General features: G+C 70.3%; 19 protein-coding genes and 3 tRNA genes. 18 read left to right on the top strand and 4 right to left on the bottom strand.

Going from position 1 to position 24,591, the window contains the following annotated elements:
• Positions 1-76: 76 nt before the first annotated feature.
• The 6 genes from IE313_RS13990 to IE313_RS14015 all read left to right on the top strand — a co-directional run bounded on the left by IE313_RS13990 (position 77) and on the right by IE313_RS14015 (position 3,480).
• Positions 77-149: transfer RNA gene (locus tag IE313_RS13990), tRNA-Thr, on the top strand.
• Positions 150-216: 67 nt separating this feature from the next.
• Positions 217-289: transfer RNA gene (locus IE313_RS13995), tRNA-Met, on the top strand.
• 100 nt (positions 290-389) lie between these two features.
• Positions 390-554, top strand: coding sequence for a 50S ribosomal protein L33 (rpmG, locus tag IE313_RS14000; RefSeq protein WP_189931835.1), 165 nt, complete (start codon positions 390-392; stop codon positions 552-554).
• Positions 555-856: 302 nt separating this feature from the next.
• Positions 857-1,309, top strand: coding sequence for a MaoC family dehydratase N-terminal domain-containing protein (locus tag IE313_RS14005; RefSeq protein ID WP_189931838.1), 453 nt, complete (start codon positions 857-859; stop codon positions 1,307-1,309).
• 4 nt (positions 1,310-1,313) lie between these two features.
• On the top strand, positions 1,314-1,778 hold the full coding sequence (locus tag IE313_RS14010; RefSeq protein WP_189931840.1) for a MaoC family dehydratase: 465 nt from the start codon (positions 1,314-1,316) through the stop codon (positions 1,776-1,778).
• A gap of 640 nt (positions 1,779-2,418) precedes the next feature.
• Complete coding sequence (locus IE313_RS14015) at positions 2,419-3,480, top strand: UDP-N-acetylmuramate dehydrogenase (RefSeq protein WP_189931842.1); 1,062 nt, start codon at positions 2,419-2,421, stop codon at positions 3,478-3,480.
• A gap of 192 nt (positions 3,481-3,672) precedes the next feature.
• Here the strand turns inward: IE313_RS14015 and IE313_RS14020 are convergent, their stop codons facing one another.
• A complete protein-coding gene (locus IE313_RS14020) occupies positions 3,673-4,311 on the bottom strand; it encodes an NAD(P)-dependent oxidoreductase (RefSeq protein WP_189931843.1) in 639 nt (212 codons plus the stop codon).
• A 99-nt stretch (positions 4,312-4,410) separates the two neighbouring features.
• Here IE313_RS14020 and IE313_RS14025 point away from each other — a divergent pair, with 99 nt between their 5' ends.
• Complete coding sequence (locus IE313_RS14025) at positions 4,411-5,007, top strand: TetR/AcrR family transcriptional regulator (RefSeq protein ID WP_189931846.1); 597 nt, start codon at positions 4,411-4,413, stop codon at positions 5,005-5,007.
• A gap of 230 nt (positions 5,008-5,237) precedes the next feature.
• On the opposite strand, the gene IE313_RS14030 is transcribed toward IE313_RS14025, so the two are convergent.
• Both IE313_RS14030 and IE313_RS14035 read right to left on the bottom strand, forming a co-directional pair.
• Positions 5,238-6,260, bottom strand: a complete 1,023-nt coding sequence (locus tag IE313_RS14030) for an adenosine deaminase (protein WP_189931848.1) — start codon at positions 6,258-6,260, stop codon at positions 5,238-5,240.
• 300 nt (positions 6,261-6,560) lie between these two features.
• On the bottom strand, positions 6,561-7,796 hold the full coding sequence (locus IE313_RS14035) for a pyridoxal phosphate-dependent aminotransferase (protein WP_189931850.1): 1,236 nt from the start codon (positions 7,794-7,796) through the stop codon (positions 6,561-6,563).
• A 250-nt stretch (positions 7,797-8,046) separates the two neighbouring features.
• On the opposite strand from IE313_RS14035, the gene IE313_RS14040 reads away from it, so the two are divergent.
• The 11 genes from IE313_RS14040 (at position 8,047) to IE313_RS14090 (ending at position 23,003) form a co-directional block, all read left to right on the top strand.
• Positions 8,047-8,119 (top strand) — tRNA-Trp (locus IE313_RS14040).
• Between the two features lie 109 nt (positions 8,120-8,228).
• On the top strand, positions 8,229-8,516 hold the full coding sequence (secE, locus tag IE313_RS14045) for a preprotein translocase subunit SecE (protein WP_189931852.1): 288 nt from the start codon (positions 8,229-8,231) through the stop codon (positions 8,514-8,516).
• Positions 8,517-8,594: 78 nt separating this feature from the next.
• Positions 8,595-9,470 (top strand): transcription termination/antitermination protein NusG, encoded by an 876-nt coding sequence (nusG, locus tag IE313_RS14050; protein WP_189931854.1) that lies wholly within the window; start codon positions 8,595-8,597, stop codon positions 9,468-9,470.
• A gap of 445 nt (positions 9,471-9,915) precedes the next feature.
• Positions 9,916-10,443 carry a hypothetical protein gene (locus IE313_RS14055; RefSeq protein ID WP_189931856.1) on the top strand — a complete coding sequence of 176 codons (528 nt, stop codon included), beginning with the start codon at positions 9,916-9,918 and terminating at the stop codon, positions 10,441-10,443.
• 263 nt (positions 10,444-10,706) lie between these two features.
• Positions 10,707-11,141, top strand: a complete 435-nt coding sequence (gene rplK, locus IE313_RS14060) for a 50S ribosomal protein L11 (RefSeq protein ID WP_189931858.1) — start codon at positions 10,707-10,709, stop codon at positions 11,139-11,141.
• Between the two features lie 127 nt (positions 11,142-11,268).
• The gene (gene rplA / locus IE313_RS14065; RefSeq protein WP_189931860.1) at positions 11,269-11,994 is read left to right on the top strand and encodes a 50S ribosomal protein L1; all 726 of its coding nucleotides are present in this window, start codon (positions 11,269-11,271) and stop codon (positions 11,992-11,994) included.
• Between the two features lie 1,073 nt (positions 11,995-13,067).
• Positions 13,068-13,595, top strand: a complete 528-nt coding sequence (gene rplJ, locus IE313_RS14070; protein WP_189931861.1) for a 50S ribosomal protein L10 — start codon at positions 13,068-13,070, stop codon at positions 13,593-13,595.
• A 152-nt stretch (positions 13,596-13,747) separates the two neighbouring features.
• Positions 13,748-14,134 carry a 50S ribosomal protein L7/L12 gene (gene rplL, locus IE313_RS14075; protein ID WP_189931863.1) on the top strand — a complete coding sequence of 129 codons (387 nt, stop codon included), beginning with the start codon at positions 13,748-13,750 and terminating at the stop codon, positions 14,132-14,134.
• A gap of 600 nt (positions 14,135-14,734) precedes the next feature.
• Entirely contained in the window at positions 14,735-18,220 is a 3,486-nt protein-coding gene (gene rpoB, locus IE313_RS14080; RefSeq protein WP_189931865.1) for a DNA-directed RNA polymerase subunit beta, read from the top strand.
• Between the two features lie 159 nt (positions 18,221-18,379).
• Positions 18,380-22,306: a DNA-directed RNA polymerase subunit beta' gene (locus IE313_RS14085; RefSeq protein WP_189931866.1), complete on the top strand. Its 3,927-nt coding sequence runs from the start codon at positions 18,380-18,382 to the stop codon at positions 22,304-22,306.
• A 232-nt stretch (positions 22,307-22,538) separates the two neighbouring features.
• Positions 22,539-23,003 carry a DUF1707 and DUF4190 domain-containing protein gene (locus tag IE313_RS14090; protein WP_229924629.1) on the top strand — a complete coding sequence of 155 codons (465 nt, stop codon included), beginning with the start codon at positions 22,539-22,541 and terminating at the stop codon, positions 23,001-23,003.
• Positions 23,004-23,454: 451 nt separating this feature from the next.
• Here IE313_RS14090 and IE313_RS14100 read toward each other — a convergent pair whose 3' ends face one another.
• Complete coding sequence (locus IE313_RS14100) at positions 23,455-24,336, bottom strand: M48 family metalloprotease (protein WP_189931872.1); 882 nt, start codon at positions 24,334-24,336, stop codon at positions 23,455-23,457.
• Between the last annotated feature and the right edge of the window lie 255 nt (positions 24,337-24,591).

Below are 24,591 nucleotides of genomic sequence, written 5' to 3' on the forward strand. Positions count from 1 at the left end.
GTGGCAGGTCCCAGCGCCAGGGCTGCGAAACGGATTTGGGCGAACGGCGGGCGACCGTGTAATGTCTTCCTCGCTCGCCCCAATAGCTCAGTCGGCAGAGCGTCTCCATGGTAAGGAGAAGGTCAACGGTTCGATTCCGTTTTGGGGCTCTGATGTGCAAGGCACCTCGGCGAGGTCGGGACTCTCGTCCTCGACCGGGGTCACCTCGCGCATCGCAGCGGTGTAGCTCAGTCGGTAGAGCAAGCGGCTCATAATCGCTGTGTCACCGGTTCAAGTCCGGTCACCGCTACTCTAAGTAGCCGATTGCGGGGTCGGTCCTTCGGTCGGCTACTCTTTCTGCGTTTGTTCAGTGCAATATCTATGTCCACCGTTCGTCAAGGAGCACTCACGTGGCTGCCACCGACGTCCGCCCGAAGATCACGCTGGCCTGCGTGGAGTGCAAGGAGCGGAACTACATCACCAAGAAGAACCGGCGTAACGACCCGGATCGTCTGGAGATGAAGAAGTACTGCCCGCGCTGCAACTCCCACACGGCGCACCGCGAGACTCGCTAGCCAGGACTCGTTTTCGAGGCCGTCCCCCAGACTCACGGGGACGGCCTCGCGTCGTTTGACGGGGGCGGACGGCACCGGCGGGCCCCTCGGGTCGGACCGGGCAGGCCGGACCGTGACCGGACAGGCCGGACCGTGACCGGACAGGCCGGACCGTGCGGTTGGGACCGGGCAGGCCGGGCCTTGACCGGGCATGCCGGGGCGAGCGCGCCGGAGAAGCGGCGACCGGCAGGTGGCGGCCGCACGGGCCGGGCCGGGCGCAGGGCCGGCCAGTACGAACACATCAGAGCAGGAGGTGCCGGGCCATGGCGCTCGACCAGTCCTTCGTGGGGCGGTCCTACCCGCCCACCGACCCCTATGAGGTCGGCCGGGAGAAGATCCGCGAGTTCGCACGGGCGGTCGGGGACGACAACCCCGTCTACGCCGACACGGAGGCCGCCAAGGCGCTCGGCCACCCCGATGTGATCGCGCCGCCCACCTTCGTCTTCGCGATCACCTACAGGGCCGCGGGGCAGGTCGTCGAGGACCCCCAGCTCGGACTCGACTACAGCCGGGTGGTGCACGGCGACCAGAAGTTCTCGTACACCCGCCCGGTGCGCGCGGGCGACCGGCTCACCGTCACCACCACCATCGAGTCGATCAAGTCGATGGCGGGCAACGACATCCTGGACATCCGCGGCGAGGTCCACGACGAGGCCGGTGAGCACGTGGTGACCGCCTGGACCAAGCTCGTGGCGCGCGGGCCCGAGGAGGCATGACCCGATGACCGAGCAGACGGCACCGACGGCGCCGCGCCCCACCCACCGGCGGCCCGCCTACGACACGACCGAGGTGGGCACCGAGCTGCCCGCCCGCACCTTCCCGGTGACCAGGGAGACGCTCGTGCGGTACGCGGGAGCCTCCGGGGACTTCAACCCGATCCACTGGAGCGAGCGGTTCGCCAAGGGCGTCGGTCTGGAGAACGTCATCGCGCACGGCATGTTCACCATGGCCGAAGCGGCGCGCGTGGTCACCGACTGGGCCGGAGACCCGGGCGCGGTCGTCGAGTACGGCGTCCGCTTCACCCGGCAGGTCGTGGTCCCCGACGACGACGAAGGGGCCCTGATCGAGGTCGCGGGCAAGGTCGCCGCCAAGCTCGACGACGAGAAGGTCCGCGTCGACCTCACCGTCACCTGCGACGGCAAGAAGGTCCTCGGCATGGCGCGCGCGGTCGTACGGCTGGGCTGAGCCGGCGGGGCCACGCGTCGGAACCCTTGGCCGTCAGGCCACACAGGACGCGAAGGCAAGGGGCGCCCTCATGTGAGGGCGCCCCTTGCGGCACTCCCAAGGGCGACGTCCTCGCCGCTCCACCATCCCCCGCACACTCCGGTGCCCCGGGGCGCACGCTCCAGCACCCGGGCGCACACCCCGGCGCCACGGGCGGCGTCCCGCCCCGGGGCCTGCGTCCTGTCGGGCGGCAGCCTGCCCCGTGGTCTGCGCCCCATCGGGCGGCGTCCTGTCCGCACCTGCGTCCCATTGGGCGGCGTCTGCTCGGGGCCTGCCTCGTATCGGGCGGCGGTGCCCGGGCCTGCGTCCTGTCAGGCGGCAGCCTGCCCCGGGGTCTGCGTCCCATCGTGCGGCGTCCTGTCCGCACCCGCGTCCCATCGGGTGGCGACCCGTCCGGACCCGCGTCCCACCGGCGCCGCGGGCGCCACGCACGCGTGGCACGTCCTACTGGGCCGGGCCGGGCCGGGGCAGGTCGGCCAGGTCGGGCCGGCCTGCTCATCGCACGCCTGCCGTCCGGGCCGGCTACCGGATCGGGCCCGCGCGCCCACCCGGCTGCCGTCCGGGCCGTGCGCCGCGCACGCCGCCCCGTACGCTTTTGAACGTGCACGAACTCCACGACGCCCCGCTCGCCCCCCTCACCACCTTCCGGCTCGGTGGTCCGGCCACCCGGCTGATCACCGCGACCACGGAGGCCGAGCTGATCGCCGCGGTCCGCGCGGCCGACGCCGAGGGCGGCCCGCTGCTGCTCATCGGCGGCGGCAGCAACCTCGTGATCGCGGACGACGGCTTCGCCGGTACCGCCCTGCACATCGCCACCACCGGCTTCGAGCTGGACGGCACCGCGCTGGAGGTCGCGGCCGGCGAGATCTGGACGGATGCGGTCGCGCAGAGCGTGGAGAAGGGGCTCGCCGGAATCGAGTGCCTGGCGGGCGTCCCCGGCTCCGCGGGCGCCACACCGATCCAGAACGTCGGCGCGTACGGCCAGGAGGTCTCCTCGACCGTCACCGAAGTGATCGCCTACGACCGCAAGGTGGGCGAGACGGTGACGATCCCGAACGCCGCGTGCGCTTTCTCCTACCGGCACAGCCGCTTCAAGGCCGAACCCGAGCGCTTCGTGGTGCTGCGGGTGCGCTTCCGGCTGGAGGACGCCGACGGTCTCTCCGCGCCGGTGCGCTACGCCGAGACGGCCCGGGCACTGGGCGTGCGGGTGGGGGAGCGGGCGCCGCTGGCCCAGGTCCGCGAGACGGTGCTGAAGCTGCGCGCGGGCAAGGGCATGGTGCTCGACCCCGACGACCACGACACCTGGTCGGCCGGGTCGTTCTTCACCAATCCCGTCCTCACCGACGAGGAGTTCGCCGCGTTCCACGCGCGCGTGGTGGAGCGGCTCGGCCCCGATGCGGCACCGCCCGCCTACCCGGAGGGAGAGGGGCGCACGAAGACCTCCGCCGCCTGGCTGATCGACAAGGCCGGCTTCGGCAAGGGGTACGGGCCCGGCTCGGGCCGGGTCTCCATCTCCACCAAGCACACCCTGGCGCTGACCAACCGCGGTGGTGCCAGGACGGCCGAACTGCTGGCGCTGGCCAGGGAGGTCGTGGCCGGGGTCCAGGAGACCTTCGGGGTACGGCTGGTCAACGAGCCGGTCACCGTGGGGTGCGAGCTCTGAGCCGGTCACCGGCCACCGGCCACCGGCCACCAACCACCGGCCGCCGTTCGGCCATCGGTCTGCCACCGCCCGTCGGCCTCCGGCCCACCGTCGGCACAGCGGCCCCCGGCAAGGCGAGCGTCCGGAACGCGGACGTCGGCAAAGCAGACGTCAGCAGGCGGCCGTCGCCGACGCGCCCGGCGGCGGGGGCCGTCAGTACGCCACACCGACGCCCCGCCGCACCGTCGCCGGGTCGGACAGGGCCGTCAGCATCGCGTGGGCGACATCGGGACGGCCGATGGTGCGGCCCCTGCGCGGGGTGCCGCCGACGACCGTGCGGTAGACGCCGGTGAGCGGCTTGTCGGTGAGTTTCGGGGGGCGTACCGACGTCCAGTCCGTCGCACTCTCGGCGAGCGCGCGCTCCATGGCGGCCAGATCGGCGTAGACATCCCTGAGGAACGCCTTCACCAGGGAGATCATCGCGCGGTCGACGAACGGCTCGGGGGCCCCGGTGGGCCGGGGGCCCACCGGGGCCCCCGAGACCACCACCAGGCGGCGCACGCCCTCCGCCGCCATCGCCGCAAGCACCGTACGCGTCAGCTCCGCGGCGATCCCGGCATCGCCCCGGGTGCGCGCGCCCAGCCCGGACAGCACGGCCTCGCGCCCGGCGACCGCGGGCCGCACCGCCTCGGGGTCCCGCAGATCGGCACGGAACACCTCCAGAGCGTCCCCCCGCACCGTCAGCCGGGCAGGGTCCCGCACCACGGCCGTCACCTCGTGGCCCGTGGCCAGGGCCTGCCGGACGATCTCCCGGCCGATGCCGCCGGTCGCGCCGAACACCGTGAGCTTCATGGCACCCTCCTTCGGGGTGGGTAAGTGTTCACTCACCACTAGGGTGAGTAAGTACTCACCCACCAGTCAAGCCGCTCCGGCGGTGATTCGGGAGCGCCCATGCAGCCGAGGCCCGCCAGGCAGCGCATTCTTGACGCCGCCCACGAACTCATGCTGACCGTCGGTCTCGCCCGTACCACCACGAAGGAGATCGCGCGGGCCGCCGGTTGCTCGGAGGCCGCGCTGTACAAGCACTTCGCCGCGAAGGAGGAGCTGTTCATCAGCGTCCTCAAGGAACGCCTTCCGCAGCTCGGCACACTGCTCGACGAGCTGACCGCAGGACCTGGGGAGGGCAGCCTGGAGGCGAACCTCACCGAGATCGCGCGCCGGGCCGCCCTCTTCTACGAGCAGAGCTTCCCGATCGCCGCCTCGCTGTACGCGGAGGTGCAGCTCAAGCGCCGCCACGACGACGCGCTCAGGGAACTCGGCAGCGGCCCGCACCGCCCGATCGAGGGTCTGGCCGCGTATCTGCGGGCGGAGCAGGAGGTGGGCCGGGTCAGGCCGGGCGCCGACACCTTCGCCGCCGCCTCGCTGCTCCTGGGCGCCTGCTCCCAGCGGGCCTACGCCTTCGACATGACCGAGGCGGGGCGCCCGCCGCAGTCCCTCGACGAGTTCGCCGCCGCGGTCGCCCGCACCCTTGTGGAGGGCATCGCCTAGGCGCGGATCCCACCGGTCCTGCTGGTACTGCCGGACCTGCTGGTACTGCCGGACCTGCTGGTACTGCCGGTCCTGCTGGTACTGCCGGACCTGCTGTCGTGCCGGTCCGGTTGCCCTGCCGTCCGTCCCGTCCTGCCGTCCTGCCGTCCGTCCCGTCCTGCCGTCCTGCCGTCCGTCCCGTCCTGTCGTCCGTCCCGACCCTCCCGGCCGTCCAGGGCCGGCCGGCGTGGTCAGTCCGCGAGCCAGGCGTCGACGCCCGCGAGCAGTTTCTCGCGCACGTCGTCGGGCGCCGCCGAGGCCCGGATGGACTGGCGGGCCAGCTCGGCCAGCTCCGCGTCGCCGAACCCGTGGTGCCGCCGTGCGATCTCGTACTGGGCGGCCAGCCGGGCCCCGAACAGCAGCGGGTCGTCCGCGCCCAGCGCCATCGGTACCCCGGCCTCGTAGAGCTGCCGCAGCGGGACGTCCTCCGGCTTCTCGTACACCCCGAGGGCCACGTTGGAGGCCGGGCAGACCTCGCAGGTCACTCCGCGCGCCGCGAGCCGCCGCACCAGGTCCGGGTCCTCCGCTGCCCGCACACCGTGGCCGATCCTCGCGGCGCGCAGGTCGTCCAGGCAGTCGCGCACCGAATCGGGGCCGGTCAGCTCGCCGCCGTGCGGCACCGACAGCAGCCCGCCCTCCCGCGCGATCGCGAAGGCACGGTCGAAGTCCCTGGCCATGCCCCGCCGCTCGTCGTTGGAGAGCCCGAAACCGACGATGCCGCGGTCGGCGTAGCGGACCGCGAGCCGCGCCAGGGTGCGGGCGTCCAGCGGGTGCCTCATGCGGTTGGCGGCCACCAGCACGCGCATGCCGAGGCCCGTCTCGCGCGAGGCCGTGTCCACCGCGTCCAGGATGATCTCCAGCGCAGGCGAGAGCCCGCCGAGCCGGGGCGCGTACGAGGTGGGGTCCACCTGGATCTCCAACCATCCGCTGCCGTCCCGCAGGTCCTCCTCGGCAGCCTCGCGCACCAGCCGCTGGATGTCCTCCGGCGCTCTGAGACAGGCGCGTGCCGCGTCGTACAGGCGCTGGAAGCGGAACCAGCCGCGCTCGTCCGTCGCACGCAGCTTCGGGGGCTCGCCCCCGGTCAGCGCGTCGGGCAGGCGGACCCCGTATTTGTCGGCGAGCTCCAGCAGCGTCGTGGGCCGCATCGACCCGGTGAAGTGCAGGTGCAGATGGGCCTTGGGAAGCTCGCTTACGTCACGTACTCCTCGCTCCATTCAAGGATCTTGCCGTATCCGGAGCCGGCGGCGGTAGCCGGATTGCCTGTTCGGGTCCTTGCCCGGACGGATGAGCCGCCCGCTCCCGCCCGCTGCCGCCCGGCGGCGCGGGCCGCGCAGCAGGCCGGCGGGGGCGCGGCGGAGTCCGCCCGCGGGCCGCGGCCGGGCCGGAAACCCAGGGGCCGGGAAAGCGGAACGGGCCGTCTCCCGGACTGACGGGAGACGGCCCGCTGACGGGAGACGGCCCGTACGCGCGCGCGTGCGTGGCGCACGACGGCCGTGGGCGGCGCCGCGGGCGGCTCAGTCCCTGGCCTCCGCAAGCAGCTTCTGGAGCCGGGACACGCCCTCCACCAGGTCCTCGTCGCCGAGCGCGTAGGAGAGGCGGAGGTAGCCGGGCGTGCCGAACGCCTCACCGGGGACCACCGCCACCTCGGCCTCCTCCAGGATGAGCGCGGCCAGCTCGACCGTGTCCTCCGGCCGCCTGCCGCGGATCTCCTTGCCCAGGAGGCCCTTCACCGAGGGGTACACGTAGAAGGCGCCCTCGGGCTCCGGGCAGACCACGCCGTCGATCTCGCCCAGCATCCGCACGATCGTCCTGCGCCGCCGGTCGAAGGCCTCCCGCATCTCCGCGACGGCCGCCAGGTCGCCGGAGATCGCGGCGAGCGCGGCCACCTGGGAGACGTTCGCCACGTTCGAGGTCGCGTGCGACTGCAGGTTGGTCGCGGCCTTGACGACGTCCTTGGGGCCGATGATCCAGCCCACCCGCCAACCGGTCATGGCGTACGTCTTCGCGACGCCGTTCACGACGATGCACCGCTCGCGCAGCTCGGGGATGACCGCGGGCAGCGAGGTGGAGGTCACGTCGCCGTAGACCAGGTGCTCGTAGATCTCGTCGGTGAGCACCCACAGGCCGTGCTCGACGGCCCAGTGGCCGATCGCCTCGGTCTCGGACTCGCTGTAGACGGCCCCCGTCGGGTTGGACGGCGACACGAAGAGCACCACCTTCGTACGCTCCGTGCGCGCCGCCTCCAACTGCTCCACCGTGACCCGGTAGCCCGTGGACTCGTCCGCGACGACCTCCACCGGCACCCCGCCCGCGAGCCGGATCGACTCCGGGTAGGTCGTCCAGTACGGCGCCGGGACGATGACCTCGTCGCCCGGGTCGAGGATCGCGGCGAACGCCTCGTAGATCGCCTGCTTGCCGCCGTTGGTGACCAGCACCTGGGACGGGTCCACCTCGTAGCCCGAGTCGCGCAGCGTCTTCGCGGCGATGGCGGCCTTGAGCTCGGGGAGGCCGCCGGCCGGGGTGTAGCGGTGGTACTTCGGGTTCTTGCAGGCCTCGACGGCTGCCTCGACGATGTAGTCCGGGGTCGGGAAGTCGGGCTCGCCGGCCCCGAAGCCGATCACCGGGCGCCCGGCGGCCTTGAGGGCCTTGGCCTTGGCGTCGACGGCGAGGGTCGCGGACTCGGAGATCGATCCGACCCGGGCGGAGACCCGGCGTGCGGTGGGCTCGGAGGATGGGGTTGCAGCGCTCATACGCCCCATCGTTCCAGACCTGAAACGTCCTGGGCACACGGGTTTCACGATGCGCACATCCGGGCAGGGCGGCTTCGCAGCGGGTCCCCGGCGGCCGTCACCCGCGCCCGTCTCTGCTTTCCGTCTCTGCTTTCTGTTCGACGTCGGCCCCGGGACCACGTACACTCACCAGTCGTTGGCTCTCGACGCCGTCCGTCCGGTGCACTCGGTGCACCCGGGTGGATGCGGTACGTTGGGGGACGCAGCACAAAGGGTCGTAGCTCAATTGGTAGAGCACTGGTCTCCAAAACCAGCGGTTGCGGGTTCGAGTCCCTCCGGCCCTGCTAGCACAGATCCCGCAAGGGGTATGTGGGCAGTACGTACCGCAGAAGCACCGCCGTGCGGCTCCACCGGGCGCGGCACGGCCACGACCCGGGAATCAGGTGAGGAAGAGTGGCGGACGCCGTGGGCTCCATCGACATGCCTGATGCTCAGGACGAAGAGGTACAGGAGCCCAAGAAGGCCCGTAAGGGCGGCAAGCGCGGCAAGAAGGGCCCGCTGGGTCGGCTCGCGCTCTTCTATCGCCAGGTGATCGCGGAGCTTCGGAAGGTCGTCTGGCCGACTCGCCATCAGCTCACCACATACACCACCGTGGTGATTGTGTTCGTTGCCATCATGATCGGCCTGGTGACCGTGATTGACTATGGGCTCGATCATGTCACCAAGTACGTCTTCGGCTGAGCCGAGAGCGAAAGGCGCCCTGACCGGCGCCCCTTTCGCATGTTCCACCCCTATGTATCTCAGGAAGAAGCAGCCACAGTGTCCGACCCGAACCTGAACGACGCCGCGCAGTCCGCGAGCGCGAGCTTCGAGTCCGCTGAGGACGAGCTCGACATCGTGGAAGCGGCAGACCCGGACCTGACGGAGGGCGGGGACCAGGCCGAGGCTGCCGACGCCGCTGCGGGCGAGGCCGCCGAGGAGGCGGCCGTGCACACCGAGGGGGAGGCGGAGGCCGTCGCCGAGTCCGCCGAGGACGAGGCCGCGGCGGAAGCCGCCGTGGAGGAGGAGGCGGAGCCGGTCGACCCCGTCGCCGCCCTGCGCGAGGAACTGCGCACCCTGCCCGGCGAGTGGTACGTGATCCACACCTACGCGGGCTACGAGAACCGCGTGAAGACCAACCTGGAGCAGCGCGCCGTCTCCCTGAACGTCGAGGACTACATCTTCCAGGCCGAGGTGCCGCAGGAAGAGGTCGTCCAGATCAAGAACGGCGACCGCAAGACCATCCGCCAGAACAAGCTCCCCGGCTACGTCCTGGTGCGCATGGACCTGACCAACGAGTCCTGGGGCGTCGTGCGCAACACGCCCGGTGTCACCGGCTTCGTCGGCAACGCCTACGACCCGTACCCGCTGACCCTGGACGAGATCGTCAAGATGCTCGCCCCGGAGGCGGAGGAGAAGGCCGCGCGCGAGGCCGCGGAGGCCGAGGGCAAGCCCGTGCCGCAGCGCAAGGTCGAGGTCCAGGTCCTGGACTTCGAGGTCGGCGACTCGGTCACCGTCACGGACGGCCCCTTCGCCACCCTCCAGGCCACCATCAACGAGATCAACGCCGACTCGAAGAAGGTCAAGGGCCTCGTCGAGATCTTCGGCCGCGAGACGCCCGTCGAGCTGAGCTTCGACCAGATCCAGAAGAACTGAGGCCCAGCCTCCGTACTCGCTCGCTCACGAGGGGTGGTTCCCGAGGGAACCACCCCTCTGCGCATACCGGGGACCTCCGCTCCCCGCGCCCGTACGCCGGGCGCTGCACACCGCGCCGTGCACACCGTGCCGTGCACACCGTGCCCTGTGCCCCGTGCCCTGTGCCCCGTCCACGGGGCGGGCGGCGCGCCCGGGCCGTCGCTTCGCGCGCCCGGGCCTGGCGGTGGGCGCGCCGGACCGCTCCCGCACGCCGAAAAGAAGCCCCGCGCGGCCACAACCATCCGGCGCACCCGCGGGTCTCACCTGATGACCGAAACGCACATGGACGATGCCTTTAGTGGTTAGTCATGCCTTCTGGCCGTCATGCCACGTTATGCGTGTTTCGGGGAACGGCTGCAGAGCTCAGAGAAGAGAACTGAACCGGACCCATTGGGGGGACTTCCTCATGCGTGCTCGAAAGACCGTCATCACCGCGGCCACGTTCGCCCTCGTACTGCTTCCCGCCGCCTCGGCCATGGCCGGCAGCGGACCCGCGCCCGCGCCGGCCAAGCAGCGGGCCGCAGCCCCGTCGACGGCGCCCTCCGCCGAGGGCAACCCGCTCAGCGCCCGGGCCCAGGCCATCGAGGTGTGCGCCGACGCCTACCAGATCGGCACCACCGCGTACATCGACAGAGGCGGTGCGCACGTCGCCTCCGTCAAGCAGTTCTACTCGCCGGCCTGCGACATGAACTACGGCTACCTGTGGATCTGGGACGGCTTCCGCGACAAGTACAGCGCGTACGACACCAGCATCGGGATCTACCGCTACGACGAGGACGCCGTCGTCGGCAAGGTCAGCGCCACGGCGACGCACCAGCAGGAGTTCTGGTCCTACCCGGCCGACACGGTCAACGTGTGCACCGCGGCGACCGGCTCGCTGCGGCTCCCCGGTGACCCGGCCCCGACCTACGCCTCCACCAGCAAGCGCTGCTGACGCCGCACGGCGCGCCCGGCGAGCGGTGAGCACGCGCGGCGTGCTCACCGGCGGCCGCTGCCGCGCACTCGGGCTCCCGCGGGTCCGCCCGTCCCCCGGACGGCTCCACGGGCCCCGGACACGACCAGGTCGGACCGGCCCACCGCCGGTCCGACCTGCCGGTTTTCTGCTGCGCGGGGCCAACCGCTATCGTTGTGCGGTATGCCTCCATCCGGATGATCCGGACCGAGGCTCGAACACTCTCACTAAGACCCGGAGAGAGCATGCCTCCCAAGAAGAAGAAGGTCACTGGGCTGATCAAGCTCCAGATCCAGGCCGGAGCCGCCAACCCGGCCCCGCCCGTGGGCCCCGCGCTGGGCCAGCACGGCGTGAACATCATGGAGTTCTGCAAGGCCTACAACGCCGCCACCGAGTCGCAGCGCGGCTGGGTGATCCCGGTGGAGATCACGGTCTACGACGACCGTTCCTTCACCTTCGTCACCAAGACCCCGCCGGCCTCCAGGATGATCCTCAAGGCCGCGGGCGTGGAGAAGGGCTCCGGCGAGCCGCACAAGACCAAGGTCGCGAAGATCACCAACGCCCAGGTCCGCGAGATCGCCCAGACCAAGATGCCCGACCTCAACGCCAACGACCTGGACCAGGCCGCGAAGATCATCGCCGGTACGGCCCGTTCCATGGGCGTCACGGTCGAGGGCTGAGACGCCCCCGCGGGACCTCGCGGTCACCGCGCAGTCAGACGGTGGAAGGGCCTGCTCGGCCCGGACCACGACTCCTCGCACCGAGCGGCGGCGACCGCACGGCGCGTACCAACCCACAGGAGCAGTAGTGAGCAAGCGCAGCAAGTCTCTCCGCGCTGCGGACGCCAAGATCGACCGGGAGAAGCTGTACGCCCCGCTCGAGGCCGTCCGCCTCGCCAAGGAGACCTCCACGACCAAGTTCGACGGCACCGTCGAGGTCGCCTTCCGGCTGGGTGTCGACCCGCGCAAGGCCGACCAGATGGTCCGTGGCACCGTGAACCTCCCGCACGGCACCGGCAAGACCGCCCGGGTCCTGGTCTTCGCGACCGGTGACCGTGCCGCGGCCGCGGAAGCCGCGGGCGCCGACATCGTCGGCTCCGACGAACTGATCGACGAGGTGTCGAAGGGCCGTCTGGACTTCGACGCCGTCGTCGCCACGCCGGACCTCATGGGCAAGGTCGGCCGCCTCGGCCGGGTCCTCGGCCCCCGTGGTCTGATGCCGAACCCGAAGACCGGCACCGTCACCCCGGACGTCGCCAAGGCCGTCACCGAGATCAAGGGCGGCAAGATCGAGTTCCGGGTCGACAAGCACTCGAACCTGCACTTCATCATCGGCAAGGCGTCCTTCGAGGACGACAAGCTGGTGGAGAACTACGGCGCGGCGCTGGAGGAGATCCTCCGGCTGAAGCCGTCCGCCGCGAAGGGGCGCTACATCAAGAAGGCCGCCATCACCACCACGATGGGCCCCGGCATTCCCGTCGACCCCAACCGCACCCGCAACCTCCTCGTCGAGGAGGACCCGGCGGCGGTCTGACCGACCGCCCGGCGTCCTGGGCCCCGCACCTCCGAGAGGACCGGTGCGGGGCCCTTGTGCTGCCGCTGGAGCGTCCGGGGCGCCCCGCGGCCGGGGGCGGCGCAGGTGCAGCGGCCCTGGCGGCCGGTGCGCCGCCCTGGAGCGGCCATGCGCCGCCGCCGGAGCGGCCGCTGCCCCGCACGCCCGGCCTCGCCCGTGCCCGACACCGCCGGGCGGCGCGGGCCCCCGGGCGGCGCGGGCCTCCTGCGAGGCGTGAGGGGACGCAGGGAGGCGGAGACGCAGGGACGAGGGGACGCGGGCGGGCACGGAGGGCGCGCGCCCGCGGCGGCCGGCGTAAGGGCAGTGGTCGCCCTCCCCGGCGTACGGAGTGCGCCTGTGCGCCGACGCGCCTCCCGATGCCCCGGTCCCGAGGTCCCGAGGTGCGGACGTGCCTCTCGCGAGCCCGGAGACCCGAGCCTCGCGACGCCGACGTGCCTCTCCCGAGCCCCGAGCCCCGAGCCCCGAGGCCCCGGCTCCGCGGTGCGGACGCGCCTCTCCCGGGCCCCGAACCCCCGGCCCCGGACCCCGAGAGGCGGACGTGTCCTCCCGAGGCCCAAGGCCCGAGGCCCGAGGCCCGAGGTCCGAGCCCCCAGCCCCGAGACCCGGACGTGCCTCTCCCGCACCCCGAGGCGCTGACGTGCGCCTCCGCCAGTCCCGTCCCACGCCCCACCGCCCGATTTGCGCGTCCCCGGCGGGCTCCCGTACTCTCCTACCGAAGCCAAAGACCGCTGGTCGTCGCCGTGCGCCCGAAGGGGAGCGCGGTGGCCGAAGGATCCGCCGAAAGGCGGGCGACCCGCGTAGGTGACAGTGGAAGTGCTCCCGGACGGCCCCCGAAGCCGGTCCCGGTCGAGCTCACGCCCCGTGCGCCTGCGCCGGGGCGTTTCGTCTGTGGAGTGCCGCGCCGCCGCACAAGCGTCGCGCAGGCGCCCCGCAAACACCCTTCCCGTGTGCCTGATGCAGGCGGTCCCCGGCCGACGCACGGCTGTCCGCGAGGCCAGCCGGAGGATCATCACCCCGGAAGGAGGCCGAGGCTCATGGCGACGTCCGACAAGGTCGCAGCCGTCGAGGAGATCGCGGGCAAGCTGCGCGACTCCAACGCGGCTGTGGTCACCTCGTACACCGGACTGACCGTGGCGCAGCTCAAGGAGCTCCGCCGTTCTCTCGGCGAGAACGCTCAGTACCGTGTGGTGAAGAACACGCTTACCAAGATCGCGGCCAAGCAGGCCGGGGTCGAGCTGGACGAGCACCTCAAGGGCTCGACGGCCGTCGCCTTCGTCACCGGTGACCCGGTCGAGGCGGCGAAGGGTCTGCGCGACTTCGCCAAGGACAACCCCGCACTCGTCATCAAGGGCGGCGTCCTTGACGGCAGGGGGCTGTCCGCCGACGACATCAAGAAGCTCGCGGATCTGGACTCCCGCGAGGTTCTGCTCGCCAAGCTGGCCGGTGCCATGAAGGGCAAGCAGTCCCAGGCTGCCGCGCTCTTCCAGGCGCTGCCCGCCAAGTTCGCCCGGACCGCGGAGGCGCTGCGCGTCAAGCTGTCCGAGCAGGACGGTGCCGAGTAACCCGGCTCGCACCCTGACCGCCGCCTGGGCGGTCACAGCGGACCGCACGTCCGCGGAGTGGGCCGGCCCCCCGGCCAGCCCCCGCCGCGCCACCGGGCGCCCGCCGACCTGTACATCCGGCACCAGCCGAAATTAGTGGAAGGACCGCCATCATGGCGAAGCTCAGCCAGGACGACCTGCTTGCCCAGTTCGAAGAGATGACCCTCCTGGAGCTGTCCGAGTTCCTGAAGGCGTTCGAGGACAAGTTCGACGTCACCGCCGCCGCCCCGGTCGCCGTCGCCGCCGCCCCGGGTGCCCCGGGTGCCGCTGCCCCGGCCGAGGAGGAGAAGGACGAGTTCGACGTCATCCTCACCGGCGCCGGCGAGAAGAAGATCCAGGTCATCAAGGTCGTGCGCGAGCTGACCTCGCTGGGTCTGAAGGAGGCCAAGGACCTCGTGGACGGCACCCCGAAGCCGGTCCTGGAGAAGGTCGCCAAGGACGCCGCCGAGAAGGCCGCCGACTCCCTCAAGGCCGCCGGCGCCTCCGTCGAGGTCAAGTGACGCAGGTCGGCCGGGACCGGATCAAGCCGGTTCCGCCGACCAGGCTGTAACGCGTGCACACCGTAGGGCGATCATCCAGTCGGGTGGTCGCCCTACGGCGTTGCCCGGCCCTGCCAGGCGGCTGCCTTGCGCGCCCGCCGGCGGCAGGTATGGTGATCTTCGTTGCGCTCCGGTGGCGGGCTCCGGCCCACGGCGACGGATGATCAGTGACGATCGCGGCACCAGGTTTGGGCAGTGGGCCCTTGACGAACCGCACGCAGCGCGCAATTCTCAGGACGCGTCGTCACAACGATCCGGAAATCCGAGGCATGGATCGGCGACGGAGAGGGAAGCATCGATATGCGCACGAGGGCGTGACTTACCGCAGGTGATGAGAAGAGCGAGGGCTTCGGTATCCCGAGAAACCCGCACTGGACATCAGTGGGCCATGTGGCTACACTGACCCTTTGCGCTGCCTGTTAGCTGTCTCCTGCCCGTCACCAGGAGCATGCCCATGCTTGGCATTACGGACTTTGCGGCCCTGACCTGGGCTTTCCGTCCCCGTGTCCGGCTGGGACCGGTACGCGCGTAGTGAGTCCGAGCCCTCGGAAGGACCCCCTCTTGGCCGCCTCGCGCACTGCCTCGACCGCGAATACGAACAACGGCGCCAGCACCGCCCCGCTGCGCATCTCCTTTGCAAAGATCAAGGAGCCCCTTGAGGTTCCGAACCTTCTCGCCCTGCAGACCGAGAGCTTCGACTGGCTGCTCGGCAACGAGGCGTGGAAGGCTCGTGTCGAGGCGGCTCTGGACAGCGGACAGGACGTCCCCACCAAGTCCGGACTGGAGGAGATCTTCGAGGAGATCTCCCCGATCGAGGACTTCTCCGGGTCGATGTCCCTGACCTTCCGCGACCACCGCTTCGAGCCGCCGAAGAACTCCATCGACGAGTGCAAGGAGCGCGACTTCACCTACGCCGCGCCCCTCTTCGTCACGGCCGAGTTCACGAACAACGAAACCGGTGAGATCAAGTCCCAGACGGTCTTCATGGGCGACTTCCCCCTGATGACCAACAAGGGCACCTTCGTCATCAACGGCACCGAGCGTGTCGTGGTGTCGCAGCTCGTCCGCTCGCCCGGCGTCTACTTCGACTCCAGCATCGACAAGACCTCCGACAAGGACATCTTCTCCGCGAAGATCATCCCGTCCCGGGGCGCCTGGCTGGAGATGGAGATCGACAAGCGTGACATGGTCGGTGTCCGCATCGACCGCAAGCGCAAGCAGTCGGTCACCGTCCTGCTGAAGGCGCTCGGCTGGACCACCGACCAGATCCTCGAGGAGTTCGGCGACTACGAGTCCATGCGCGCCACCCTGGAGAAGGACCACACCCAGGGCCAGGACGACGCGCTGCTCGACATCTACCGCAAGCTGCGCCCCGGCGAGCCCCCCACGCGTGAGGCCGCGCAGACGCTCCTTGAGAACCTCTACTTCAACCCCAAGCGCTACGACCTCGCCAAGGTCGGCCGCTACAAGGTCAACAAGAAGCTGGGTGCGGACGCCCCGCTCGACGCGGGCATCCTGACCGTCGAGGACATCATCGCGACGATCAAGTACCTGGTGAAGCTGCACGCCGGCGAGACCGAGACGGCCGGTGACAGCGGCAACACGATCGTCGTCGAGACCGACGACATCGACCACTTCGGCAACCGCCGCCTGCGCAACGTCGGCGAGCTCATCCAGAACCAGGTCCGTACGGGTCTGGCCAGGATGGAGCGCGTCGTGCGCGAGCGCATGACCACCCAGGACGTCGAGGCGATCACGCCGCAGACCCTGATCAACATCCGGCCGGTCGTCGCCTCCATCAAGGAGTTCTTCGGCACCAGCCAGTTGTCCCAGTTCATGGACCAGAACAACCCGCTGTCGGGCCTCACGCACAAGCGCCGCCTGTCGGCGCTCGGCCCCGGCGGTCTGTCCCGTGAGCGGGCCGGCTTCGAGGTCCGCGACGTGCACCCGTCGCACTACGGCCGCATGTGCCCGATCGAGACCCCCGAAGGCCCGAACATCGGCCTGATCGGCTCGCTCGCCACCTACGGCCGGGTCAACGCGTTCGGCTTCGTCGAGACCCCCTACCGCAAGGTGGTCGCCGGCCAGGTCACCGACCAGGTCGACTACCTCACGGCCGACGAGGAGGACCGCTTCGTCATCGCGCAGGCCAACGCCCCGCTGACGGACGACCTGCACTTCGCCGAGGCCCGCGTCCTGATCCGCCGCCGCGGTGGCGAGGTCGACTACGTGCCCGGCGACGACGTGGACTACATGGACGTCTCGCCGCGCCAGATGGTGTCGGTCGCGACCGCCATGATCCCCTTCCTCGAACACGACGACGCCAACCGCGCGCTCATGGGCGCCAACATGATGCGCCAGGCCGTGCCGCTCATCAAGGCCGAGGCGCCGCTGGTCGGCACCGGCATGGAGTACCGCTGCGCCACCGACGCCGGCGACGTCGTCAAGGCCGAGAAGGACGGCGTGATCCAGGAGGTGTCCGCCGACTACATCACCGTCGGCAACGACGACGGCACCTACACCACCTACCGCCTCGCCAAGTTCTCCCGCTCCAACCAGGGCACCTCGGTCAACCAGAAGGTCGTCGTGTCCGAGGGCGACCGGGTCATCACCGGCCAGGTGCTGGCCGACGGCCCGGCCACCGAGCGCGGCGAGATGGCACTCGGCAAGAACCTCCTGGTGGCGTTCATGCCGTGGGAGGGCCACAACTACGAGGACGCGATCATCCTGTCGCAGCGCCTCGTCCAGGACGACGTCCTCTCCTCGATCCACATCGAGGAGCACGAGGTCGACGCCCGTGACACCAAGCTGGGCCCCGAGGAGATCACCCGGGACATCCCGAACGTCTCCGAGGAGGTCCTGGCCGACCTCGACGAGCGCGGCATCATCCGCATCGGCGCCGAGGTCATCGCCGGCGACATCCTGGTCGGCAAGGTGACGCCCAAGGGCGAGACCGAGCTGACCCCGGAGGAGCGCCTGCTGCGCGCGATCTTCGGTGAGAAGGCCCGTGAGGTCCGTGACACCTCGCTGAAGGTGCCGCACGGCGAGACCGGCAAGGTCATCGGCGTCCGCGTCTTCGACCGCGAGGAGGGCGACGAGCTGCCGCCCGGTGTGAACCAGCTCGTGCGCGTGTACGTGGCGCAGAAGCGGAAGATCACCGACGGTGACAAGCTCGCGGGCCGGCACGGCAACAAGGGCGTCATCTCGAAGATCCTGCCGATCGAGGACATGCCGTTCCTGGAGGACGGCACCCCGGTCGACATCATCCTCAACCCGCTCGGCGTGCCGTCCCGGATGAACCCGGGCCAGGTCCTGGAGATCCACCTCGGCTGGCTCGCCAGCCAGGGCTGGGACGTCTCCGGGCTCGGCGACGAGTGGGCGCGGCGGCTGCAGGCCATCGGCGCCGACCGGGTCGACACCAGGACCAATGTCGCCACGCCCGTCTTCGACGGCGCCCGCGAGGACGAGCTGGCCGGTCTGCTGGAGAACACCCTGCCGAACCGCGACGGCGACCGCATGGTCCTCCCGTCCGGCAAGGCCCGGCTGTTCGACGGCCGCTCCGGCGAGCCGTTCCCGGACCCGATCTCGGTCGGGTACATGTACATCCTCAAGCTGCACCACCTGGTCGACGACAAGCTGCACGCCCGTTCGACCGGTCCGTACTCGATGATCACCCAGCAGCCGCTGGGTGGTAAGGCTCAGTTCGGCGGCCAGCGGTTCGGCGAGATGGAGGTGTGGGCGCTGGAGGCGTACGGCGCCGCCTACGCCCTCCAGGAACTGCTGACCATCAAGTCCGACGACGTCACCGGCCGCGTGAAGGTCTACGAGGCCATCGTCAAGGGCGAGAACATCCCGGAGCCCGGCATCCCCGAGTCCTTCAAGGTGCTCATCAAGGAGATGCAGTCCCTGTGCCTCAATGTGGAGGTGCTGTCGTCCGACGGCATGTCCATCGAGATGCGTGACACGGACGAGGACGTCTTCCGTGCCGCGGAAGAGCTCGGTATCGACCTGTCCAGGCGCGAGCCGAGCAGCGTCGAAGAGGTCTGACGGGCCCTCCCGCCGCCCCCCGCCACCCCGTGGCGGCCAGGCGGCGGGAGGTAAGCCCAAAGCCCCCGGCCACGGGGGCCCGGACCCCGTACAGACCACACAGCGCCCCTCGCATGGTTGATGCGGAGGGCTCGACCCCGAAAGAGGGATTGACGACAAGTGCTCGACGTCAACTTCTTCGACGAGCTGCGGATCGGCCTTGCCACCGCTGACGACATCCGTCAGTGGTCACACGGCGAGGTCAAGAAGCCGGAGACCATCAACTACCGCACCCTCAAGCCCGAGAAGGACGGCCTCTTCTGCGAGAAGATCTTCGGCCCCACCCGGGACTGGGAGTGCTACTGCGGCAAGTACAAGCGCGTCCGCTTCAAGGGCATCATCTGTGAGCGCTGCGGCGTCGAGGTCACTCGCGCCAAGGTGCGGCGTGAGCGGATGGGCCACATCGAGCTGGCCGCTCCCGTCACCCACATCTGGTACTTCAAGGGCGTTCCGTCGCGGCTGGGCTACCTGCTCGACCTCGCCCCGAAGGACCTGGAGAAGGTCATCTACTTCGCCGCGTACATGATCACGTACGTGGACGAGGAGCGTCGCACCCGCGACCTGCCGTCGCTGGAGGCCCACGTCTCCGTCGAGCGCCAGCAGATCGAGCAGCGTCGTGACGCCGACCTCGAGGGCCGCGCCAAGAAGCTGGAGAGCGACCTGGGCGACCTGGAGGCCGAGGGCGCCAAGGCCGACGTGCGCCGCAAGGTGCGCGAGGGTGCCGAGCGCGAGATGAAGCAACTGCGCGACCGCGCGCAGCGCGAGATCGACCGGCTCGACGAGGTGTGGAACCGCTTCAAGAACCTCAAGGTCCAGGACCTGGAGGGCGACGAGCTCCTCTACCGCGAGCTGCGTGACCGCTTCGGCACCTACTTCGACGGCTCGATGGGCGCCGCGGCGCTGCAGAAGCGCCTGGAGTCCTTCGACCTGGACGAGGAGGCGGAGAAGCTCCGCGAGATCATCCGCACCGGCAAGGGCCAGAAGAAGACCCGTGCGCTCAAGCGCCTCAAGGTCGTCTCCGCGTTCCTGCAGACGTCCAACAGCCCCAAGGGCATGGTGCTCGACTGCGTGCCGGTGATCCCGCCGGACCTGCGGCCGATGGTGCAGCTCGACGGTGGCCGCTTCGCGACCTCCGACCTGAACGACCTGTACCGCCGCGTCATCAACCGCAACAACCGCCTGAAGCGACTGCTCGACCTCGGTGCCCCCGAGATCATCGTGAACAACGAGAAGCGGATGCTCCAGGAGGCCGTCGACGCGCTCTTCGACAACGGCCGCCGCGGCCGCCCGGTCACGGGCCCCGGCAACCGTCCGCTGAAGTCGCTGTCCGACATGCTCAAGGGCAAGCAGGGCCGGTTCCGCCAGAACCTGCTCGGCAAGCGCGTCGACTACTCGGCGCGGTCCGTGATCGTCGTCGGCCCGCAGCTCAAGCTGCACCAGTGCGGCCTGCCCAAGGCCATGGCGCTGGAGCTCTTCAAGCCGTTCGTGATGAAGCGCCTGGTGGACCTGAACCACGCGCAGAACATCAAGTCGGCCAAGCGCATGGTCGAGCGCGGCCGCACGGTCGTGTACGACGTGCTGGAAGAGGTCATCGCCGAGCACCCGGTGCTGCTGAACCGCGCACCGACCCTGCACCGCCTCGGCATCCAGGCCTTCGAGCCGCAGCTTGTCGAGGGCAAGGCCATCCAGATCCACCCGCTCGTGTGCACCGCGTTCAACGCGGACTTCGACGGTGACCAGATGGCCGTGCACCTGCCGCTGTCCGCGGAGGCGCAGGCCGAGGCCCGCATCCTGATGCTGTCCTCGAACAACATCCTCAAGCCGGCCGACGGCCGTCCGGTGACCATGCCCACCCAGGACATGGTGCTGGGGCTGTTCTTCCTCACCACGGACGGCTCCGCGCGCGACCTGGTGGGCGAGGAGCGCTCGTTCGCCTCGGTCGCGGAGGCGATCATGGCGTTCGACGCGGGCGAGCTGTCGCTCCAGTCGAAGGTCGACATCCGCTTCCCGGTGGGCACCATCCCGCCGCGCGGCTGGACCCCGCCGGCCGCCGACGCCACCGTGGCGTCGTTCGACGGCGAGGCGGGCATCGGCGAGTGGCAGCCGGGCGACCCGTTCCGGCTGAGGACCACCCTGGGCCGTGCGCTCTTCAACGAGCTGCTGCCCGAGGACTACCCGTTCGTCGACTACGAGGTCGGCAAGAAGCAGCTCTCCGAGATCGTCAACGACCTCGCCGAGCGCTACCCGAAGGTCATCGTGGCGGCGACGCTCGACAACCTGAAGGCGTCCGGCTTCTACTGGGCCACCCGCTCCGGCGTCACCGTGGCCATCTCCGACGTCGTAGTCCCCGAGGCGAAGAAGGAGATCGTCCGCGGCTACGAGGCGCAGGACGAGAAGGTCCAGAAGCAGTACGAGCGTGGTCTGATCACCAAGGACGAGCGCACCCAGGAGCTCATCGCCATCTGGACCAAGGCGACCAACGAGGTCGCCGAGGCGATGAACGACAACTTCCCGAAGACCAACCCGATCTTCATGATGGTGAACTCGGGTGCGCGCGGCAACATGATGCAGATGCGTCAGATCGCCGGTATGCGCGGTCTGGTGTCCAACGCCAAGAACGAGACGATCCCGCGTCCCATCAAGGCGTCGTTCCGCGAGGGCCTGTCCGTGCTGGAGTACTTCATCTCCACGCACGGTGCCCGTAAGGGTCTCGCCGACACCGCCCTGCGTACCGCCGACTCCGGCTACCTCACCCGGCGCCTGGTCGACGTCTCCCAGGACGTCATCATTCGCGAGGAGGACTGCGGTACCGAGCGCGGTCTGCGGCTGCTCATCGCCGAGCAGGGTGCCGACGGCGTCCTGCGCAAGGCGGACAACGTCGAGACCAGCGTGTACGCGCGCTGCCTCGCCGAGGACATCGTCGTTGAGGGCAAGGTGCTGGCCCCGGCCGGGACCGACCTGGGCGACGTGCTCATCGACGAGCTGGTGCGGCACGGTGTCGCGGAGGTCAAGACCCGCTCGGTCCTGACCTGCGAGTCCGCCGTCGGCACCTGCGCCATGTGCTACGGCCGCTCGCTGGCCACCGGCAAGCTGGTCGACATCGGTGAGGCGGTCGGCATCATCGCCGCGCAGTCCATCGGTGAGCCCGGCACCCAGTTGACGATGCGCACCTTCCACACCGGTGGTGTGGCCGGTGACGACATCACGCAGGGTCTGCCGCGTGTCGTCGAGCTCTTCGAGGCCCGTACCCCGAAGGGTGTCGCCCCGATCTCCGAGGCCTCCGGCCGGGTGCGGATCGAGGAGACCGAGAAGACCAAGAAGATCATCGTCACCCCGGACGACGGCAGCGACGAGACGGCGTTCCCGATCTCGAAGCGTGCCCGCCTGCTGGTGAGCGAGGGCGAACACGTCGAGGTGGGCCAGAAGCTCACCGTGGGTGCCACCAACCCGCACGACGTGCTGCGCATCCTCGGCCAGCGCGCGGTCCAGGTGCACCTGGTCGGCGAGGTCCAGAAGGTCTACAACTCGCAGGGCGTGTCGATCCACGACAAGCACATCGAGATCATCATCCGCCAGATGCTGCGCCGGGTGACGATCATCGAGTCCGGCGACGCGGAGCTGCTGCCGGGCGAGCTCGTCGAGCGCTCGAAGTTCGAGACCGAGAACCGCCGCGTGGTCCAGGAGGGCGGCCACCCGGCCTCCGGCCGTCCGCAGCTCATGGGCATCACCAAGGCCTCGCTGGCCACGGAGTCGTGGCTGTCGGCGGCGTCCTTCCAGGAGACGACCAGGGTCCTCACGGACGCGGCGATCAACGCCAAGTCCGACTCCCTGATCGGCCTCAAGGAGAACGTCATCATCGGCAAGCTCATCCCGGCCGGTACGGGCCTGTCCCGCTACCGCAACATCCGGGTCGAGCCCACCGAGGAGGCGAAGGCGGCGATGTACTCGGCCGTCGGCTACGACGACATCGACTACTCGCCGTTCGGCACGGGGTCCGGGCAGGCCGTGCCGCTGGAGGACTACGACTACGGGCCTTACAACCAGTAACCGTCCGGCTGCCTGATCCGCGGGGCGGCCACCCTGACCTTCGTCAGGGTGGCCGCCCCGCGGTGCGTAGGCGCATGATAGGGAGAGGAACGAGATACTTCTCCTCTTTCGGGTGATATGTGTCATGTCGAGTTACTCATGGCAGCCGACGCCGTGGCAGTCCCGGCGCGGTCCTCGGAGTGATGCATGGCGGCCGGCACCCTGGCCGCCCCAGCGCGGCACCCAGCCTTCTATGCTGGCCGCACACGCCGACCGGGAGCGTGCCGTCGATGTCCTGCGGGCCGGGTTCGCCGAGGGGCGGCTGAAGCAGGGGGAGTACGAGCAGCGGGTCGAGCAGGCATATCGGGCCCGCACCGTGGGTGAGCTGGGCGTTCTCGTCGCTGACCTGCCGCAGGGGCCCGTACCGCAGCAGACGGCGCCGGCGAAGCCCTCGGCGACGCCCCCGGTGCCGCGGACCTTCCTGCCGACGCCGCTGTCCGACACCAACCCCAAGTCGATCGGCGCGCTGACGTTCGGTGTGGCCGGGTTCGCCACGGTGGGGGTCACCTCGATCCCGGCGGTCGTCCTCGGGCACATGGCCCGTAGGGAGATCCGGCGCACGGGCGAGCGGGGCGACGGTATGGCGATCGGGGGTGTGGTGCTCGGCTGGCTGGGCCTGGTGCTCTTCGTGGTGGTGCTGATCGCCGCGGCCGTCTGAACCCGGGCAGCCGGTCGGCGATGCCCGGGCCGGCCCGGCGGACGTGCGGCGGCGCCGGAGTGGCCTCCAAGGCTTCTTGGCGGAAGCCGGTGCAGGTGGTCCGCCACGGCTGTCCCCTGCGTGCTCGTTCATGCGCACAGCGCTTCTCCGATCGTGCCGTGCACCGTCCCGTGCGGTCAGCGGCTCGGCGGCGTCCGTGCTCCCCCCGGGCCGGGGCCGGGTGCGGGCGCAACGGTGATCCGCCGGGTGGGCACGGCCCGCCGTGGACGGCGCGGACGGGGTGCTGCACGTGTCCCGTCCCCTTCCGCGACAGCAAGCGCCCTGCGGGCTCGCCGCTCGCGTTCAGCGGTGCGGTGTGCTCCGCCTTCGTCGGCCGTCTGCGCTGATCGAGGTCCACGCGCCGCGGGGACGGCCGCTCCCCTGGGGGCTGACGCCCTTCGCTCGCCGTCCCTCAGCCGGCGGTCTCCAGAAACGGGACGAGGTGGTGGATACGGGTGCGGGGTCCGGGGTGGGCGGCGAGTAGCCGATGCAGCGCACCCTTCTCCTTGCCTGTGCGGCCACTCTCCGTGACGAGTTCGTTGAGCCCTGTCCGTTCCCCGTGCTGCGATCGCTCCAGGGCGGCGACCAGCATCGTCCCGAAGCCGAGAGCCGCTGCGTGCCGATCAGCCCGCAGCACTCCGCGACGGCGCACGTACGCGATCAGGTACGGCGTCGCCAGCAGGAGGAACGGCAGCCCGTACAGAGCGTCGGCCATCATCACGGCGAGCACGGCGAGTGCCGGTACCACGAGACCGGTCACGAAGAGACCCGATGCCCTGAGGAATCTCGCGGCTGCCGTCCGCACCCCGCGCCAGACGAGTTGCCCGGGCACGGCGTACCACTGACCGAGCAGAGCGGACCACGAGTGGCCCCCGACGTGGTGCCCCAGTTCATGCGCCAGCACGGCAGCCAGCTCACCGTCCGGCAGGTGCCTGAGCGCGAAGCGGGTGGTACAGAGGATGTGGCCCGTGGCGGTCGAGGCGTTCAGGTCATTGGAGTCCTCGACCCAGAGTTCGTAGCTGTCCATGTGGACGCCCGCCCGCGCGGTCACCGCGCACCACGCCGGCTCCAGCCTGGCCCGCTCGTCCGGGGTGGGCCTTCGCACCTTCATCAGCCGGTGGGCGATGAAGCTCTCGGCCCTGCGCCAGAAGACCAGGATGCCGCTCAGCAGCCAGGCCACGGGGACGAGCAGGCCCGCGGTCCCCAGGGCCAGCGGCACCAGGCCCATCACCAGCAGGCTGCAGAGGAAGTTGGGAACGTACAGCAGCAGGGTGCCGACAGCGGCCGTGTCCATCTGCCGCTGTCGTTTGGCCAGGTGGATCCGCCCGGACGGGGCCGCGACGGGGCCGGACGACTCCTTTGGACCGAGAGGAAGGAGGACGTACGACGGCGGTGGAGCGTACGGCTCCGCGGGGCCCGGGGCGGAGGTTTCGTGAGGTGTACTGATGGACGGGGGAAAGGGGAGGTCCTTGGAAGGCGATGTCATGACGGGTCCCTCGTGACGGTGGGCTGGGCAGCGAAGCGCCGGAGCGGGACAGCCCGGCGACCA

It is taken from the genome of Streptomyces sulfonofaciens, assembly GCF_014656295.1.
Lineage (GTDB): Bacteria > Actinomycetota > Actinomycetes > Streptomycetales > Streptomycetaceae > Streptomyces > Streptomyces sulfonofaciens.